A 16781-nucleotide genomic window follows, 5' to 3' on the forward strand; every position below is an offset into this window, starting at 1 on the left:
ATCGGTCACTTGCTTATGTGCGTTCGGTCGGGAGTTGTCGGGACGCCGCCGCCTCGGCCCGGACCAGCAGGTCACGGAACCGCCCTGCGCCCCTGGCCGGAGAGGCCCAACCGGTGGACGTCTCGACCAGCCGCGTGTCGGGTCGCTCCAACCAGGACAAGATGCGTTCGGACTCCTCGGCCGAGGCGTTCGGAACCGGACCGTGCCCGGGCAGCACCGTCTCGGCGGTGGCCAGGACCAGGTCGAGCACTCCCCGGGGCGGCACGCCCGGCGCGGCGGTGCCGGCCCCGGCCAGCCGGCCGTGCCGGATCACCGCGATCTCCCAACCGCCGTCGCCGGCCCGCCGGGCGGCGGCCAGCTCGCCGATCCTGGTCAGCCCGACCAGCCGTTGCATCCGGACGGTTGCCCGGAGCACCGCTGCCAGCCGGCTCCGCACCACGGCCGCCTCTTCGTAGCGCCGGGCGTCGGAGAGCACCCCGATCCGGGCCAGCAGCGCGTCGATCAGGACCTGCGGGTCGTCGGTCAGGGCGGAACGGACCGGCTCGACCGCGCGGTGCGCGTACTCGTCGACCGAGATCCGGTGCTCGCACGGCGCCGGGCAGCGACCCAGCTCGGCCAGGGCGCAGGCCGGGCTGGTGGTCCGGACCGAGAGCCGAGGGGTGCACTGGCGCAGCGGCACCGCGTCGTGTACCCCGGCCGCGGCCAACTCGGCCGAGCGGCGGGAGCTGAACGGGCCGAGATAGGCCGCGTCGTCCGGCCCCAGCGACCGGACCAGGGACAGGCGCGGGTACGGCTCAGAGGTCAACTTGAGCCAGACCACCCGCTCCGGAAACTTCGACCGGCGATTGTACGGCGGGGCGTGCGCCGCGATCAGCCGCAGCTCGCGCACCTCGGCCTCCAGCGGATGGGCGCACTCGACCGCCTCGACCCGCTCGGCGGCGGCCAGCATCTCCGAGATCCGGGCCCGCTTCTCGGCGGCGGTGAAGTAACTGCGTACCCGGGTGGCGATGTCGCCGGAGGTGCCGACGTAGAGCGGCCGGTCGTCGGCGGCCCGGAAGATGTAGACCCCGGGCACCCTGGGCAGCCCCTCGGCCAGGTGCCGCTTGCGGCGCTGGATCGGGGTGACCGCCCTGGCGAACTCGATCGCCTCGCCGAGGGTCTCCACCCGGTGCCCGCCGAGCCGGGCGATCAGCCCGTGCAGCACGTCCACGGTGGCCTTGGCGTCGGCCAGCGCCCGGTGGCTCGGCTGGTGCGGGGTGCGGAAGTAGGCCGCCAGGGTGCCGAGCTTTCGGTTGGGTACCTCGTCCCGGGTGAGCACCCGACGGGCCAGCGCCGCCGTGTCCAGCACCCGGGGGTTCGGCCAGGTGTAGCCGTGCCGGGCGCAGGCGGCCTTGAGGAAACCCACGTCGTACGGGGCGTTGTGCGCGACCAGCACCGCACCCCGGAGGAACTCCAGCAGGCTGGGCAGCACCTCCTCGACCGGCGGGGCCGGCAGCAGCATCGCCTGGGTGATCCCGGTCAGTACGGTGATGAACGGCGGGATCGGTTCACCCGGGTTGACCAGGGTGGCCAGCACGCCCAGCTCCTCGCCGCCGCGCACCTTGACCGCGCCGATCTCGGTGATCCCGCCGCCGTCCGGGGCGCCCCCGGTGGTCTCCAGGTCGAGCACCACGAAGGTGGTCTGGCGCAGCGACGTCGCCTCGTCGGGCCAGCCGTCCGCGCCGGGAGTGCCGTCCGGAAGACCGTCCAGCGTGCCCTGGACATATTGAGGTGGGACCACGGCGGGCAGGGTAGGCGGCACGTACGACACTTCCGCATCATCCGTACCACTCGTTACCGGGGGCCGACGGGGCGAGATCATCTGAGGTGTTGGGCGATCGGTAGGGTGTCGGTGGGAGACTTGCGGCATGCCCCGCGCCGAACCGCCCGACGACCGCCTCCGTGAGGAGACGGCGCAGCCCGCGCGCTCCGAGCGTGCTGGCGATCCCGGGCGGGACGGCGGCACCGACGAGCCGCGTCCGGCCTTAGCCGGTGCCGACGAGTCGGAGGGCATGCCCACGCCGCGCACCGATACCCCGCCCGACTCCACCGGCGGCGAAACCGGACCGCCCGACGACCGACTGACGGAGCCGGCCGGCCCGTACCCGATCGGCGGCGACCTGGCCGGCACCGACCTGGCCGACGGCGGCTCGGCCGGTATCGACCCGGCCGGTATCGACCCGGCCGGTATCGACCCGGCTGACGGCGACTCGGCCGACCGTGAGGCGGCGGACGCCGATCCGACCGGGAGCGGGCCGGTCGGCGGTGCGGCGGGCGACCGCGAGCCGGCCGACCGCGAGCCGGGTGATGGGGAGCCGGCCGACCGCGAGCCGGGTGATCGGGAGCCCGCCGATCGGGAGCCGGAGCCGACGCTGCCGGAGCCGGTCCGGGCCCGGATCGTCAGCCTGGCCGCCGCCGCGCTGCCGACGCTGCCCACCGACGAACTTCCGCCGCCGCTGCGCCGGGTCGCCAAGTTCGCGCCGAACCGGCGGGCCCGGCTCGGCGGCGGACCGATCGCCACCCAGCTCGCCGCCGATCCGCTGTTCCGGCAGCGGGTGGCCAGCCGGGTGCTCTCCGAGGCCGGCGAACTCGGCTCCGTGGTGGTCTCCGGGGGTAGTCCGGCCGCCGCCGACCCGGTGGAGGTCGCCGCGCTCGCCTACCTGACCCGGCCGCCGGGCTGGCGCCACCTGGTCGAGGACGCCGGTGCGGCGGTCCGGGCCGAGGCGGACAGCGCGGTCGTCGCCGAGCTCGTCCGCGAGGCCGAACAGCGGGCCACCCGGGCCGAGCACGACCGTGCGGTGGCGAAGGTGGAGGCCGACAAGCTGCGCGACGAGGTGGCCCGGCTCCGGGAGGAGTTGGGCCAGCTCCGCGAGGAGAACCGGGTGCTGGGCCGGACACTGCGGGAGACCCAGGCCGGGCAGCGGCGGGCGGCCGAGATGCTCGCCACCGAGAAGGGCCGGGCCAGCCGGGCGGCGGCCGACCACGAGGCGGAGCTGCGCCGGGTACGGGCCCGGCTGGCCGAGGCCGAGGCGGCCGCAGGTGCGGTCCGGCAGACCGCCAAGGAGGCCCGCTCGGTCGACGACGCCCGGCTCTGGCTGCTGCTGGAGACGATCGGCCGGGCCGCCGTCGGGCTGCGCCGGGAACTCGCCCTCGATCCCGCCGACCGGTTGCCGGCCGACTACATCGCCGACGCGTTCGCCGAGCGTCCGGCCGCGGCCAACTCGGCCCGGGCGCTGGACGCCGACGATCCGGCCCGGCTGGACGAGTTGTTGGCCCTGCCCCGGGCGCACCTGGTGGTCGACGGCTACAACGTCACCAAGCGCGGCTTCGGCGAGATGTCCCTGGAGCAGCAGCGCAAGCGTCTGATTACAGGGCTGGGCGGCATCGCGGCACAGACCGGTGACGAGGTGACGGTCGTCTTCGACGGCGCCGAGCGGATGCACGGGCTGCCGCCCGCGCCGCGCGGCGTACGGGTGCTGTTCTCCCGGAAGGGCGAGACCGCCGACGACCTGATCCGCCGGCTGGTTCGGGCCGAGCCGGCCGGCCGGCCCATCGTGGTGGTCTCCTCCGACCGCGAGGTCGCCGACGGGGTACGCCGGCACGGCGCCTATCCGCTTGGCGCGGATTCCCTGCTCCGCCGGCTCGCCCGCTCCTGATCAGCCCCTTGCGGCTCAGCGTGTCCGCCAACCCGGCCGCCCCTTTGTCCGTTGATCATCCGGATGGGGGCGTTGGGCGGCAACGGAGGTTTTGTCGTACCCCTGTTCTAGCGTGGATGTCACGGACGGTGGCCACGTCACGACAACCGCCGTCTCCCGCTGCTTTGAGGAGTGAGCAGATGCTCATCGACTGCGACAGTTGCACGCTCCGGGGTGCGGCCTGTTCCGGGTGCCTGGTGAGTGCCCTGCTGGACCAGCCACCGGGGCAGGCCGCGCTGACCGCCGACGAGATGCACGCGATCGAGGTCTTCACCCGAGCCGGCTTCGACGTCGAGATCCTGGACGCACCGGTCTCGGCGCCGACGCGGCTCGCCAACCGGCGCCGACGCCGACGGGTCGCGTAGACAGACCGACCCTAACCCGACGCGCCCCGAGCTCGACGGGTCGGGTAGCGCCGACCCCGACCCCGACCCCGACCCCGACCCAGCCTCGGCCCGACGGGTCGGGTAGCGCCGACGCCGACCCGACGCAGACGCAGACGGTCGTGTAGTCCGAACCGGCGTTGGCGCAGACGGGTCGGGTATTCCGGCCACCAGAGGATCCGCCGGGCGGCCCGGCATAGGATTGGCCGCGCGATCGGGCTGGCGAAGGGCGGACCGGATGACCGAGCGGGTACGGACGACGGCATGACGCCGCGTGCCTGGGCCGGGTTGACCCTCGTCGCCCTCGTGGTGCTGCTCGTCGCCGCCACCGCGCTGCTGGTGCCGTGGCACCGCCCGCCCGCGCCCCGCGCCGACCAGCTCGCCGCGCTGGACGAGTTGGATCCGGCCGACGTGGCCCGGGGGCGTGCCTTCGCCGCGGCGCTGCGCCCGGGGGGCTACGGCGCGCTGGCCGTCGGGCTGGTGGTCGCCCTGTTGCTCGGTCTCACCCCGCTCGGCGCGAAGCTGATCGCACTGGTCGGGCGCCCCTTCGGCGACAACTGGATCGCCCAGGCCGTGCTGGGCGGCTTGGCCGTGGTACTGGTGGCCGACCTGGTGACCCTGCCGTTCGCCGCCTGGCGGCACGCGGTGGTGGCCCGCTACGGACTCTCCACCCAGGGCTGGGGCGGGTGGACGGTCGATCTGCTCAAGTCGTACGCGGTCAGCGCCGTGATCGGCGCGGTGGCGCTGCTCGGCTTCTACGCGGTGACCCGACTGGCCCCGAGTTGGTGGTGGGCGTTCGGGGCGGCTGGCGCGGCGGTGCTGGTCACGCTCCTCTCCTTCATACTGCCGGTGCTGGTGGAGCCGATCTTCAACCGGTTCACCCCGATGGAGCCGGGACCGCTGCGCACCGAGTTGATGGCGCTGGCCGACGCCGACGGCGTACCGGTGAAGGACGTGCTGGTCGCGGACGCCTCGCGGCGGACCCGGGCGGTCAACGCGTACGTCTCCGGGTTCGGTCCGACCCGGCGGATCGTCGTCTACGACACCCTGCTGCGCGAGGCGCCGCCCGCCGAGGTGGCCAGCGTGGTCGCGCACGAGTTGGGCCATGCCAAGGACCGGGACGTGCTGACCGGTACCCTCACCGGTGCGCTCGGCGCGGCGGCGGCGGTCGTCGCGCTCTATCTGCTCGGCTCGTCCGGTGCGCTGCTGCGGGCCGCCGGAGTCGACTCGGTGGCCGAGCCACGGGCGTTTCCGCTGCTGCTCGCCCTGGTCACGGTGGCCGGTCTGGTGGCGGCGCCGGCGCAGGCATGGGTCTCCCGGCAGGTCGAGGCGCGGGCCGACGCGCACGCCCTGGCACTGACCGGTGACCCGGCCTCCTTCGAGGCGATGCAGCGGCGGTTGTCCAGCGTCAACCTCGCCGACCCCGATCCGCCCCGGTGGGAGTACCTCTACCGGGCCAGCCATCCATCCACAGTGGAGCGCATGGCTGCGGCCCGCGCGTACGCCCGAGGAGCCGGCGGTTGACCAGGACCCTGCTCGTGACCAACGACTTTCCGCCGCGTCCCGGTGGGATCCAGTCCTTCGTGCACGGCCTCGCGGTCCGGCAACCGGCCGGATCGGTCGTGGTCTACGCCTCCACCTGGCAGGGTGCCGACAAGTTCGACGCCGACCAGCCGTTCGAGGTGGTCCGGGAACCGACCGGGGTGCTGTTGCCGACCCGGCACGTCGCGCGGCGGGCGGCGGAGCTGGCCCGGGCGTACGACTGCGACACCGTCTGGTTCGGCGCGGCGGCCCCGCTGGGGCTGCTCGCCGCCGGGCTGCGCCGCCGGGCCGGAATCGGCCGGGCGGTGGCCCAGACGCACGGTCACGAGGTCGGCTGGGCGGCGCTGCCGGGTGCCCGCGCGGCGCTGCGCCGGATCGGTGACGGCGTCGACGTCACCACTTACCTGGGGGAATACACGCGGGTCCGGCTGGACCGGGTGCTGCGTGGTCGCACCGAGCTGCGCCGGCTGGCTCCCGGGGTGGACGTGGACGTCTACCACCCGGACGTGGACGGGTCCGAGGTTCGCGCCCGGCACGGCCTCGCCGGCCGGCCGGTGGTGGTCTGCGTCTCCCGGCTGGTGCCGCGCAAGGGCCAGGACGCGCTGATCCGTGCGCTGCCGGAGATCCGTCGCCGGGTGCCGGGGGCGACGCTGCTGGTGGTCGGCGGTGGGCCCTACCGGGCGGCGCTGGAGAGGCTCGCCCGCCGGGCCGGAGTCGCCGGCGACGTGGTCTTCACCGGCTCGGTGCCGACCGTCGAACTGCCGGCCCACTACGCGGCCGGAGACGTCTACGCGATGCCGTGCCGGACCCGCAACGCCGGGCTGGACGTGGAGGGCCTGGGCATCGTCTATCTGGAGGCGTCCGCGACCGGACTGCCGGTGGTGGCCGGCAACTCCGGCGGCGCACCGGACGCCGTCCGGGAGGGCGAGACCGGGTACGTCGTCGACGGCCGGGATGTCGGCCAGCTCGCCGACCGGGTGGCGGCGCTGCTCGCCGACCTCGAGCTGGCCCGCCGGATGGGTGCTGCCGGCCGAGCCTGGGTGGAGCGGGAGTGGCGCTGGGAGCGGCAGGCGCGGCGGATGACGGAGCTGCTGACCGGCCGGCCGGGATCCGGCCCCGGCCAGCCAGCTCCGGGGTGAGCCGGGTGGCGCCCCGCCGCACCGTCGGCGATTCCGTGCTCACCCCGACGCTCGACCCTCCGCAGGAGGCGTCGGACCGCACCTAGCGTGGGACGGCGATCACGTGGACGGAGGACGACCGGCGGGGCGGGCGGCGAGGTCGGCCCGGGCGGCGGCACCGTCGGCGGTGGACCTGGCCGGGAACAGGTGACATCACAACGATGGTCATCGACGCCTCGGCGTGGCAGTCTGTAGTCGTGCAGAACGCCGCACTGAGCGGTTCCGTCGCGGTGGTGGCCACCTTGCTGCTGGCCACCGGCTTCGGCCTGTGGCGCCGCCGCCGTGACGGGCGACTCCGGCGGCAGTCGCCGGCCAGCCGGTCGGATCGGGCCGGCTCCGCGCGCCGGTCGGGCGCCCTTCTCGACGGTGCCCCGCCAGCGGGTCCCGCCGGTCGCGACGGCTCCGGCCTCGTCGGTGGGCTGCCGGTCGACCCCGGACTGCTGGCCGCGCTCGGGGTCCGGCCGGGCGCTCCCGCCACCCTGCTCCAGTTCTCGTCAGCGTTCTGCGCGCCGTGTCAGGCCACCCGGCGGGTCCTGGCCGACGTCACCGGCACCCTCGACGGGGTGCGGCACGTGGAGGTCGACGCGGCGAGCCAGTTGCCGGCGGTGCGGGCACTGGGCATCTGGCGTACCCCCACCGTGCTGGTGGTCGACGCCGACGGGCGGATCGTCCAGCGTGCCGCCGGAGTGCCTGCCCGGGCTCAGGTCCTCGCGGCGGTGGCGCCGCTGCTCGACCGGGGACCGTCATGACCGGGCGGGCCGCCGGGAGGGTTCGGCCGGCCCTACCGGACCGGCGCCGGCTTCTCGGCTCCGGCCGTCCGCCCGCCCGCCTTCGGCACTGACCAGCCCTCACGACCCAGCGGCAACCCCGCGTACCCGTCCGACGAGCGCCGTGACCGACGACCAGGCGCCGCCCCTGCCCACCGAGGTGAACATGTTGCTTGACCCCCGCGGACCGCGCTTCGCCGCGGTCGTCACCACGCTCGTCCTGGTCGTCGTCCTGCTCACCGGTTCCGGTTGGCTGGCCCTGGCTCAGGCGGTGGTGTTCGCGATCGCCGCCGTCGACCCGCGCCGCAGCCCGTACGGCCTGTTGTTCCGGGCCGTCGTGGCGTCCCGGTTGGCCCGTCCCGCCGAGCTGGAACCCGTGGCGCCGGTACGCTTCGCCCAACTCCTCGGGTTGGGCTTCATGCTGGTGGCCGCCGCAGGCTATCTTTCCGGCGCCACCTGGCTCGGGTTGGTCGTGTCGTGCCTGGCGCTGGCCGCCGCCTTCCTCAACGGGGCGTTCGGGCTCTGCCTTGGCTGCGAGATCTACCTGGCGTTCCGCCGGATGACCGGCCGGGCGATCCCGGCCCGGGTACCCAACCCGTCGAACTGACCCTGGTCTACGGGCATCCCCGCCGGTTGCCCGTGCTGCGTTGTGGCGGAGGTGGCCGGAGATGTCAGGAGGACGTTTGCGGCGAACGCGCACGTGTGGGCCCTCTGTGGCACGGATTCGGGGTCGATGGCGGTAGGCGGGGTGGCCTGGTGGCGGGCGGGTCGCCGTCTACCGGGACACCGGCGACCACGGCGCTGGTGTCTGGCCCGGCGACCCCACCGGCCAACGGTCAGAACTTCGGGGCGTCCGGCGCTTCGAGCAGGCCCAGCCGGAGCGCGGTCATCAGGGCTTGGGCCCGGTTGGCCGCGCCGAGCTTCTCGTAGAGCTTGGAGATGTGCGTCTTGGCCGTCGACTCGCTGACGAAGAGCTGCTTGGCGATGCCGGCGACGCTCATCCCGTCGGCCAGCAGGCGCAGCACCTGCCCCTCCCGGGGCGAGAGCTGCGGGCCGGACGGGGCGAGTCGGCGCTTCATCGCCTCGGCCAGATCGGCGGCGGTGAACGCGCTCGGTGAGGAGGCTGCGTGCCGGGCGGCGGCGACGACCTCGTCGGCGGGGGCGGTCTTGGGTACGAAGGCGCTCGCACCGGCTTCGAGGGCGCCGAAGAGCTGGTCGTCGCCCGCGTACATGGTGAGCACCACGATTCCCATGGTGGCGCTGGACTTGCGCAGCGCCCGGGTCGCCTCCAGCCCGCTGCCGTCGGGAAGGCGGAGATCCATGATCACTACATCGGGTTGCAGGGCGCCGGCCTGGCGGACCCCCTCGGCTGCGGTGGCGGCCTCGCCGACGACCTCGAACTGCCGGTCCCGCTCGAACGCGTGCCGCAGGCCCTTACGGATCAGGTCGTGATCGTCGACGAGCAGGACCTTGGTCCGAGTGGTCGGCGTGGGGCTGGTGGTCATGCTCGGGTTACTCCCCTTCTGATGCGGTGACGCTATCGCGCACGTTATCGCGCCGGGGCGAGGTTCCGAGCACCACTGCCACCGTCGTGCCGCTGGGGTGTCGCGGACTGATCTCTAGCCGGCCCCGGATACGTTCCGCCCTCTCCGCCATGATCGCAAGACCATACCTGCCATCGGGCCGCTGGTCAGCGATGCCCTGACCATCATCCGACACTTCAATCTGGGCGAATGGGGGGTCGATGGCACAGGTGACCCAAAGATTCGACGCTCCGGCGTGCTTCCGAGCGTTGGTGATCGCCTCCTGCGCGATGCGCAGCAACTCCGCCTCGGTGGCCGCCGGCAACCGCGCGGTGGACTCGTCGAGCGTGTAGTGCACCCGCAGACCGGCGGAGGCGCCGACGGTGCGGGCGTACTCGGCGATGGCGGCGGCGAGCCCGCCGTGCCGGTCGACCTCGCTGCGCAGCTCGAACAGGCTCAGCCGCAACTCGGTGATGACCCGGGTCACCTCGCCGCGCAGCGTACGCAGCTCCTCGCCGGTCTCCTTGGCCTCCTCCGGGAGGCTGGCCAGGGCGTTGTCGATGCCGTAGCCGACCATCACCAGTTCCTGGGCCACCCCGTCGTGGATCTCCCGGGCCAGTCGCTGCCGCTCCTCGTTGGTGGCCAGCGACCGTACCTCGTCGAAGAGCAGTGCCGCCTCCAGCCGGAGCGCCGCCGGGCGGGTCAGTCCGGTCACCTGGGCCACCACCGGTGGCGGGTAGGCGCCCGCGATGTCGGCCTCCAGGGTGACCAGGCCGACCGTCCGGACCCCGGCGACCAGCGGTACGACCAGCGCCGACACCTCACCGCCGGAGTGCGAGCGGGCCTGTGACCGGTGTGCCGTCTGGGGCTGCTGACTGGCCCAGGCGTCGGCGATTGCCGAATCGGCGTCCAGCGTCGTCTCCCAGTCGACCCGGTCCACCCCGGCCTGGGCGAGTACGACCAGCCGGCCGCCGCCGCTGGCCGAGAGCACCGCCGCCCGGTCCGCCCGGGTGACCCCGCGCAACTCCTCGATCAGGTGCTCGGAGATGCTGCCCGGATCAAGGGTGGCTCCAGGTAGTTGTCGAGCGACGCTGCGCAACTGGGTCAGTAGCCGGGTCGCCTCGGTGTACGGCTGCGGCCGGGGCTCGCCACGGGCCTGGATGATCCGTTGCAGCGAACCCGCCGCGAAGAGCCCGAGCGCGGCCAGGATCATCCACTGGGCCGCCACGGTCAGGTAGCCGACCTGGCCGATCTGCGGCCCGCCGTCGCTGGCGGTGAAGACGCCGCTGACCAGCAGCGTCAGCGCGGCGGCCACGATCAGCCAGATGCCCTCCCGGATCCGCCGTTGCAGGGCCGCCACGGTGAGTGGTACGGCGAGGTAGGGCAGGATCGCCGACGCTCCGACCCCGGGCATCGGGGTACCGATGTTCGCCGCCGCGGCGACCTGGCCGGCGGCCAGCCCCACCAGGACGACCTCGGCGAACCGGCCCAGCGGGGCCAGCACCCGGTGCCGGGGGGCGACCACCGCCGGGATGCCGGCGACGGCGAGCAGGGCGACCCAGCGGAGTTGGCCCGGCTCCCGGGTGGCGATCAGCGTGAGGACCGCGACGAGCGCGAGCATGACGACCCGCGCCGCCGCCGCGAGCGGGTGCGGGCGGGGAAGGCCGGAGGTCGAGGCGGGCACCTGACGGATGGTAGTCAGTTGCCGTATATCTCGGCGATTTCCGCCGAGTATGTCTGCTCCACGACGCTCCGCTTGACCTTCATCGACGGGGTCAACTCGCCGGTCGTCTCCGTGAAGTCCCGGGGCAGGATCCGGAACTGCCTGATCGACTCGGCCCGGGAGACCGCCTGGTTCGCCTCGTCCACGGCGGTCTGGATCTCGGCGCGCAGTTCCGGGTCGTCCCGGAGTTCCCCGATTGGAGTGCCGTCCGGGCGGCCGTGCTCACGCAGCCAGCCCGGCAGCGCCTCCTCGTCCACCGTGACCAGCGCGGCGACGAAGGGCCGTCGGTCGCCGACCACCATGCACTGGCTGACCAGCCGGTGCGCCCGGATCCGGTCCTCCAGCACGGCCGGGGCGACGTTCTTGCCGTTCGCCGTGACGATGATCTCCTTCTTCCGCCCGGTGATGCAGAGGTAGCCGTCGTTGTCGAGTTCGCCCAGGTCGCCGCTGTGGAACCAGCCGTCGGGGGTGAGCACCTCGGCGGTCGCCTCGGGGTTGTTCCAGTAGCCCTGGAAGACCACGTCACCCCTGATCAGGATCTCGCCGTCGTCGGCGATCCGGATCGTCACCCCGGGCAGGGGCCGGCCGACGGTGCCGATCCGGATGGCGCCGGGCAGGTTCACCGCCACCGCCGGGGAGGTCTCGGTCAGGCCGTACCCCTCGTAGACCAGCACCCCGACGCCCCGGAAGAAGTGCCCGAGCCGGGCGCCGAGCGGGGCTCCGCCGGAGATCGCGTTCTGGCAGCGCCCGCCGAGCGCGGCCCGGAGCTTGCGGTAGACCAGCCGGTCGAAGACCCGGTGCCGCAGCCGCAGGCCGAGGCTTGGTCCGGACGGGGTGTCCAGGGCCTGGCTGTACGCGATCGCCACCTGTTCGGCGCTGGCGAAGATCTTTCCCTTGCCCTCGTCGGTCGCCTTCTGTACCGCGCCGGTGTAGACCTTCTCGAAGACCCGGGGCACCGAGAGCACGAAGCTGGGCTTGAACTCCTTCAGCTCGTCGACCAGGTTCTTCACGTCGGCGCTGTGCGCCACGGTGGCCCGGGCCCGGACCGTGCCGATCTGGATCAGCCGGGCGAACGAGTGGGCCAGCGGCAGGAAGAGCAGTGTCGAGGCGCCCTCGTTGAAGAGGTTCGGCAGGACCGGGATGGCGTTGCAGATGTCGGAGAGCAGGTTCCGGTGGGTCAGTACGCAGCCCTTGGGGCGTCCGGTGGTGCCACTGGTGTAGATGATGGTGGCGAGGTCGGCCGCGTTGACCGCCTGACGCCGCACGTCCACCTCGGCCGGATCGATCCGCCCGCCGAGCGCCACCAGTTCGTCGATGCCGCCGACCTCGATCTGCCAGACCTGCTCCAGCTTCGGCAGTTGGTCCCGGACCCCGGCCAGTGCCATCGCGTGCCCGTTGGTCTCCAGCACGCAGGCCACCGCTCCGGAGTCGGAGAGGATCCAGGCGATCTGCTCCGGGCTGGAGGTGTCGTAGATCGGCACGGTCACCCCGCCGGCCGCCCAGATCGCGTAGTCGATCAGGGTCCACTCGTACCGGGTGCGGCTCATCAGGCCGACCCGGTCACCGGGGTTGATCCCGGCGGCGATCAGGCCGCGGGCCACCGTGACCACCTCGTCGCGGAACTGTCGGCAGGTCACGTCGGTCCAGCCGTCCTGCCCGCCGGCGGCGTCGACGGCCCGCCGGACGAACTGCACGCTGTCCGGGGTCTCCTCGGCGTTGTCCCAGACCGGGTCGGTGAGGTTGGCCGCGTCCCCGACCGTGACCGCTGGGGGAACCGAGAACTCGCGCACGTGCACTCCCTCGTGCTCGTATCGACCCGGCCAGCTCGGCCGGTCGGACTACCCGCAACCTACCTTCGACCGAACGGGACTGCCCGGCCAGGTGGGTCGAGCGGGCATGAATGGGTCGAGGTGCTCAGCCGGAGTCACCCCGCTGCGAGGTAGCCTGCCGGGCATGGCGGATTCCTCCACCCAGTCCATCGTCATCGCCGCGCCGCCGTCTGAGGTGACAGCGGTGATCTGCGACTTCCCGCGCTATCCGGAGTGGGCCGACGCGGTCAAGCGGGTCGAGGTGGTCGAGGAGTACGAGGACGGCTACCCGGCCCGGGTCCGGTTCGTACTGGACGCCTCGGTGATGACCGACGAGTACACCCTGGCGTACGAGTACGCCGAGGACATCTCGCGGATCGAGTGGCACCTGGTGGAGCCCTCGCGGATGCAGAAGGTCCAGAACGGGTCGTACGACATCGGGGACAACGGGGACGGCACCTCGACGGTGACCTACACCCTGGAGGTCGAGCTGTCGGTCGGCATGCTGGGGATGTTCCGGCGCAAGGCCGAGAAGATGATCATGGATGCCGCGCTGACGCAGCTCAAGCGGCGGGTGGAAACTCTTGACGGAACGCGGTGACGGTCCGGGCGGGACGGCCGTCCGGAGTGCGGTGACCGCACCGGGCGGGATGCCGGCCTCCCCGGAGCGGGGCGGGCCTCGCCCGGAGCGGGGCGGGCGTAGAGGAGCCGATCATGGGAGACAGTGGTTCGTACGGGAGAGCGCCCGATCCGGGTTCCGCCCGGGAGGAGGCCGAGCGGCTGGTCGCCGCCGCGCTCGCGATGGCCCGGTCGGCCGCGTCGGAGGCCCGGGACCGGGCGGGCGCCTTCGGCCCGCTCGGCCAGGTGATCTCCGACGTACTGGATCAGACCGGGGTGGTGCCCCGACCGAGCCGGCCGGGAGCGGCCACCCCCGGTACGCCGCCGACGGACGGTCCAGCGCCGCCCCCTGCCGACCCGCCCCGGACGGCCCGACCGCACGGCGCGACGGCGGAACCCGGGCCGGTAGCCGGCGCGCCACCTGCCGACGACACGACGCCGGCTACCGAGGATCGGCCGGCTACTGACGACACGGGCCCGCGTGTCGAGGACCGGCCGCCGGCTACCGACGACACCGGTCTGCGTGTCGAGGACCCGACGCCGGCTACCGACGACGCGGCGCCATCTGACGAGGACGGGCCGCCGCGTACCGACCACACCGGGCCGCCGGCCGGCGAGGTGCCGCCGCAGCCGGACCGAGCCAGGGCCGGAGCGTCGTTCGGGGCCGGGTTCGCCACCGGTGATTCCGAGTGCTGTGTCTGCCCGGTCTGCCGGTCGATCGCCGCACTCCGCGATCCGAGTCCGGAACTCGCCGAGCGGCTGGCCACCGGGGCCGGTGACTTCGCGGCCGGCGTGGCCAGTCTGCTGCGCGCCCTCTCCTCGGTCACCGGCCCCACCGGGCGCCGTTCCGGCGGGTCCCGTACCGGAGGCCCGTCGGCCGAGGACGCCCCGACCGGGGACAACTGGGCGGCCGCCACTCGCGCCACCACCACCGAGACGCCCGGGACCCGGTCGGCCGACGCGGCTGAGACCCGGTCGGCTGACGCGGCTGAGACCCGGTCGGCCGACGTACCGGGCCCGTGGCGCGACACCGTATGGCGCGAAGCGACCAGTACCAGGCATGATTCGTGGCCGGCGGACGAGCCGGACGACGTCTGGGCGGCCGCCACCCGTGCCGAGGCCGGAACCCGGGAGACCGGGACGACCGCCGGTCCGGACCGGGCGACCCCGGCCGGGGCGGAGCAGGCCCGGCCCGCCGCGTCACCGGCCACCGGACGACCACCGGTACCCGCGTCGCGGACCCCGGAGGGACCGGTCGCCACCGGTTCCGGCGAGCACGCCGCGCCCGGCGAGGACGGCTGACCGCCGGGACGGGTCCGCCGGTCGCCGGGTGGGAACGGCACGGTACGGCGGCAGTGGCGGGACAGTGACCGCGAGGTGCGGTGTGGCAGAGGGGAGCGGCTCGGTGACGCTGACCATCGGAGTCGACGTCGGGGGTACCAAGGTGGCCGCCGGGGTCGTCGACGTCGACGGTGAGGTGCGGGCGCGGATACGCCGGGACACTCCCGCGGACGACGTCGCCAGGACCCGCGACGTGATCGTCGAGGTCGTCAAGGAGTTGGCGGCCGAGCACGAGGTGGACGCCGTCGGGATCGGGGCCGCCGGCTGGATCGACGCCGACCGGTCGACGGTGCTGTTCGCCCCGAACATCGCCTGGCGGGACGAACCGCTGCGCGACTTCGTCGGCAACGCCGTCGGGCTGCCGGTGATCGTGGAGAACGACGCCAACGTCGCCGCCTGGGCCGAGTTCCGGTACGGGGCGGCCCGGGACGCCGACGACTCGATGGTGCTGTTCACCATCGGTACCGGAGTGGGCGGCGGCATCGTGCTCGGCGGGGAGCTGCTGCGCGGCGCGCACGGCATCGCCGCCGAACTCGGGCACATGCTCTCGGTGCCGGACGGCCACGTCTGCGGCTGCGGCCGGCTCGGCTGCATCGAGCAGTACGCCAGCGGCAACGCCCTGGTCAGGTTCGCCCGGGCCGGTGCCCGGCAGGAGCCGGCCCGGGCCACCATCCTGCTCGACCTGGCCGGCGGCGACGTTGACGCGATCAGCGGCCCGATGGTGACCGCCGCCGCCCGCTCCGGCGACCCGGTCTCCGGCACCGCCTTCGCGCAGATCGGGCACTGGCTCGGCATCGGGCTGGCCGACATGGCGCAGATCCTCGATCCTCAGGTGCTGGTGGTCGGGGGCGGTGTGGTGGAGGCCGGTGACCTGCTGATGGGCCCGACCCGTCGGTCCTTCATGGACGCTCTCGCCGCGCGTGCCAAGATTCCGGTGGCCGAGATCCGCCCCGCTGAGCTGGGCAACTCGGCCGGCATGGTCGGCGCCGCCGACCTGGCCCGGCGCCGCTAGCCGGGCCGGCATGCGGGCCGGGGAACAGCAGAGCAAGGGGTACGGCGTGGGTCAGCAGCAGTCCTCCGGCGCGGAGGCGTCACCGGTGCGCCTTCGGGTGCTCTCCTACAACGTGCACGGGCAGCGCGACGACGTCGACGCGCTGGCCGAGGCGGTCCGGTCGATGGAGCCGGACGTGGTGATCGTGCAGGAGGCGCCGCGCCGGTTCCGCTGGCGGCACAAGTGCGCGACCCTGGCCGACCGGCTCGATCTGGTGGTCGCGGGCGGCGGCCTGCCGGCCCTCGGCAACCTGCTGCTGACCAGCCTCCGGGTCCGGGTCTACCAGAGCTGGTGCCGGCAGTTTCCGCTGACGCCGGGCCGGCACATGCGCGGTGCGGTCTTCGCCGACTGCGGGATCGGCGCCTCCCGGTTCACTCTGGCCGGCTCGCACCTCTCCACCGACCCGACCGAGCGCCCCGGCCAGGCGTACCTCTTCAAGCAGGAGCTGGCCGCGACGCGGCTGCCGGTGGTGGTCGGGGCGGACCTCAACGAGAACTCGGGCGGCGGCGCCTGGCGTACCGTGGCCGACGGGCTGACCGACGCGGCCGTGGTGGCCGGCGGCGGGTCCCGGTTCACCTATCCCTGCCGGCAACCGCGCGACCGGATCGACGCGCTCTTCGTCGACCCCCGGATCAGCGTGCTCGGCTACGACGTGGTGGACACCGAGCAGACCCGGCGGGCCAGCGACCACTTCCCGATCCGCGCCGACCTGCTGCTGCCGGCCGCCGGCTGAATCCTCACCTCGGGTCAGCGGTCGGCGTCATGGGGGCGTACGTTCCGCGCCCGGATGGCGGCCTCCAGCCGTAGGCCGGTGCCGACGAGCACGAGGAGCAGGGCCAGGACGAACGGACGGTCGGTGCTGGTGCCGAGGGTGAGGACGGCGACGAGCAGTCCGACCACGATGGCGGCGGTGCCGGCGTTCCGCAACGTGATGGTGGGCAACACGGTGCCGAGTGTGCCAGGGCACACGCCCGTGCACCGTCCGGTGACCTGAGCCCTCGCTCTGGATCGTTACGTGACCGTATCCCTGCTGAGTAGTGAGCAGCCCACGCTGTCAGCGGCAGAACCGTCGAGCGGAGCAATCGCGGCCGACACCAGATCCGGTCGTGCTCC

General features: G+C 73.7%; 15 protein-coding genes. 10 read left to right on the plus strand and 5 right to left on the minus strand.

Annotated features, from left to right (window positions below):
* Positions 1 to 13 precede the first annotated feature (13 nt).
* Positions 14 to 1780 carry a DEDD exonuclease domain-containing protein gene (locus R6Y94_RS03820; protein WP_318394340.1) on the minus strand — a complete coding sequence of 589 codons (1767 nt, stop codon included), beginning with the start codon at positions 1778 to 1780 and terminating at the stop codon, positions 14 to 16.
* A gap of 631 nt (positions 1781 to 2411) precedes the next feature.
* Here R6Y94_RS03820 and R6Y94_RS03825 point away from each other — a divergent pair.
* From R6Y94_RS03825 to R6Y94_RS03850, 6 genes are all read left to right on the plus strand, one after another.
* Positions 2412 to 3695, plus strand: a complete 1284-nt coding sequence (locus R6Y94_RS03825; protein WP_318394602.1) for an NYN domain-containing protein — start codon at positions 2412 to 2414, stop codon at positions 3693 to 3695.
* Positions 3696 to 3874: 179 nt separating this feature from the next.
* Entirely contained in the window at positions 3875 to 4099 is a 225-nt protein-coding gene (locus tag R6Y94_RS03830) for a hypothetical protein (protein WP_318394341.1), read from the plus strand.
* 282 nt (positions 4100 to 4381) lie between these two features.
* Positions 4382 to 5641: a M48 family metallopeptidase gene (locus R6Y94_RS03835; RefSeq protein WP_318394342.1), complete on the plus strand. Its 1260-nt coding sequence runs from the start codon at positions 4382 to 4384 to the stop codon at positions 5639 to 5641.
* Positions 5638 to 6798, plus strand: a complete 1161-nt coding sequence (locus R6Y94_RS03840) for a glycosyltransferase family 4 protein (RefSeq protein ID WP_318394343.1) — start codon at positions 5638 to 5640, stop codon at positions 6796 to 6798. Before R6Y94_RS03835 ends, R6Y94_RS03840 begins: the two co-directional genes overlap by 4 nt.
* A 200-nt stretch (positions 6799 to 6998) precedes the next feature.
* Positions 6999 to 7586, plus strand: coding sequence for a thioredoxin family protein (locus R6Y94_RS03845; RefSeq protein ID WP_318394344.1), 588 nt, complete (start codon positions 6999 to 7001; stop codon positions 7584 to 7586).
* A gap of 142 nt (positions 7587 to 7728) precedes the next feature.
* Positions 7729 to 8211 (plus strand): DUF4395 domain-containing protein, encoded by a 483-nt coding sequence (locus R6Y94_RS03850; protein WP_318394345.1) that lies wholly within the window; start codon positions 7729 to 7731, stop codon positions 8209 to 8211.
* 229 nt (positions 8212 to 8440) lie between these two features.
* Here R6Y94_RS03850 and R6Y94_RS03855 read toward each other — a convergent pair whose 3' ends face one another.
* Genes R6Y94_RS03855 through R6Y94_RS03865 form a run of 3 tightly spaced genes read right to left on the minus strand, consistent with a single transcriptional unit; the run spans position 8441 to position 12640 of the window.
* Complete coding sequence (locus R6Y94_RS03855; protein ID WP_130460771.1) at positions 8441 to 9109, minus strand: response regulator transcription factor; 669 nt, start codon at positions 9107 to 9109, stop codon at positions 8441 to 8443.
* Positions 9110 to 9116: 7 nt separating this feature from the next.
* Entirely contained in the window at positions 9117 to 10811 is a 1695-nt protein-coding gene (locus R6Y94_RS03860; RefSeq protein ID WP_318394346.1) for a GAF domain-containing sensor histidine kinase, read from the minus strand.
* Between the two features lie 14 nt (positions 10812 to 10825).
* Entirely contained in the window at positions 10826 to 12640 is a 1815-nt protein-coding gene (locus R6Y94_RS03865; RefSeq protein ID WP_318394347.1) for an AMP-dependent synthetase/ligase, read from the minus strand.
* Positions 12641 to 12803: 163 nt separating this feature from the next.
* Between R6Y94_RS03865 and R6Y94_RS03870 the strand changes: the two genes are divergently transcribed.
* From R6Y94_RS03870 to R6Y94_RS03885, 4 genes are all read left to right on the plus strand, one after another.
* Positions 12804 to 13259 (plus strand): SRPBCC family protein, encoded by a 456-nt coding sequence (locus tag R6Y94_RS03870; protein WP_318394348.1) that lies wholly within the window; start codon positions 12804 to 12806, stop codon positions 13257 to 13259.
* 113 nt (positions 13260 to 13372) lie between these two features.
* Positions 13373 to 14578 (plus strand): hypothetical protein, encoded by a 1206-nt coding sequence (locus R6Y94_RS44995; RefSeq protein ID WP_412102691.1) that lies wholly within the window; start codon positions 13373 to 13375, stop codon positions 14576 to 14578.
* A gap of 103 nt (positions 14579 to 14681) precedes the next feature.
* The gene (locus R6Y94_RS03880; RefSeq protein ID WP_318394349.1) at positions 14682 to 15629 is read left to right on the plus strand and encodes an ROK family glucokinase; all 948 of its coding nucleotides are present in this window, start codon (positions 14682 to 14684) and stop codon (positions 15627 to 15629) included.
* A gap of 10 nt (positions 15630 to 15639) precedes the next feature.
* Complete coding sequence (locus tag R6Y94_RS03885; protein ID WP_412102682.1) at positions 15640 to 16401, plus strand: endonuclease/exonuclease/phosphatase family protein; 762 nt, start codon at positions 15640 to 15642, stop codon at positions 16399 to 16401.
* A 14-nt stretch (positions 16402 to 16415) separates the two neighbouring features.
* Here R6Y94_RS03885 and R6Y94_RS03890 read toward each other — a convergent pair whose 3' ends face one another.
* On the minus strand, positions 16416 to 16613 hold the full coding sequence (locus R6Y94_RS03890) for a hypothetical protein (protein ID WP_318394350.1): 198 nt from the start codon (positions 16611 to 16613) through the stop codon (positions 16416 to 16418).
* Positions 16614 to 16781 lie beyond the last annotated feature (168 nt).

It is taken from the genome of Plantactinospora sp. KLBMP9567, assembly GCF_033446045.1.
In the GTDB taxonomy this organism is placed as follows: Bacteria; Actinomycetota; Actinomycetes; order Mycobacteriales; family Micromonosporaceae; genus Plantactinospora.

Excerpts from the sequence above, each read along its gene's own strand:
- R6Y94_RS03830 (WP_318394341.1), top strand. The coding sequence starts at position 3,875 with ATGCTCATCGACTGCGACAGTTGCACGCTCCGGGGTGCGGCCTGTTCC.
- R6Y94_RS03870 (WP_318394348.1), top strand. The coding sequence starts at position 12,804 with ATGGCGGATTCCTCCACCCAGTCCATCGTCATCGCCGCGCCGCCGTCT.
- R6Y94_RS03885 (WP_412102682.1), top strand. The coding sequence starts at position 15,640 with ATGCGGGCCGGGGAACAGCAGAGCAAGGGGTACGGCGTGGGTCAGCAG.
- R6Y94_RS03835 (WP_318394342.1), top strand. The coding sequence starts at position 4,382 with ATGACGCCGCGTGCCTGGGCCGGGTTGACCCTCGTCGCCCTCGTGGTG.
- R6Y94_RS03855 (WP_130460771.1), bottom strand. The coding sequence starts at position 9,109 with ATGACCACCAGCCCCACGCCGACCACTCGGACCAAGGTCCTGCTCGTC.
- R6Y94_RS44995 (WP_412102691.1), top strand. The coding sequence starts at position 13,373 with ATGGGAGACAGTGGTTCGTACGGGAGAGCGCCCGATCCGGGTTCCGCC.
- R6Y94_RS03845 (WP_318394344.1), top strand. The coding sequence starts at position 6,999 with ATGGTCATCGACGCCTCGGCGTGGCAGTCTGTAGTCGTGCAGAACGCC.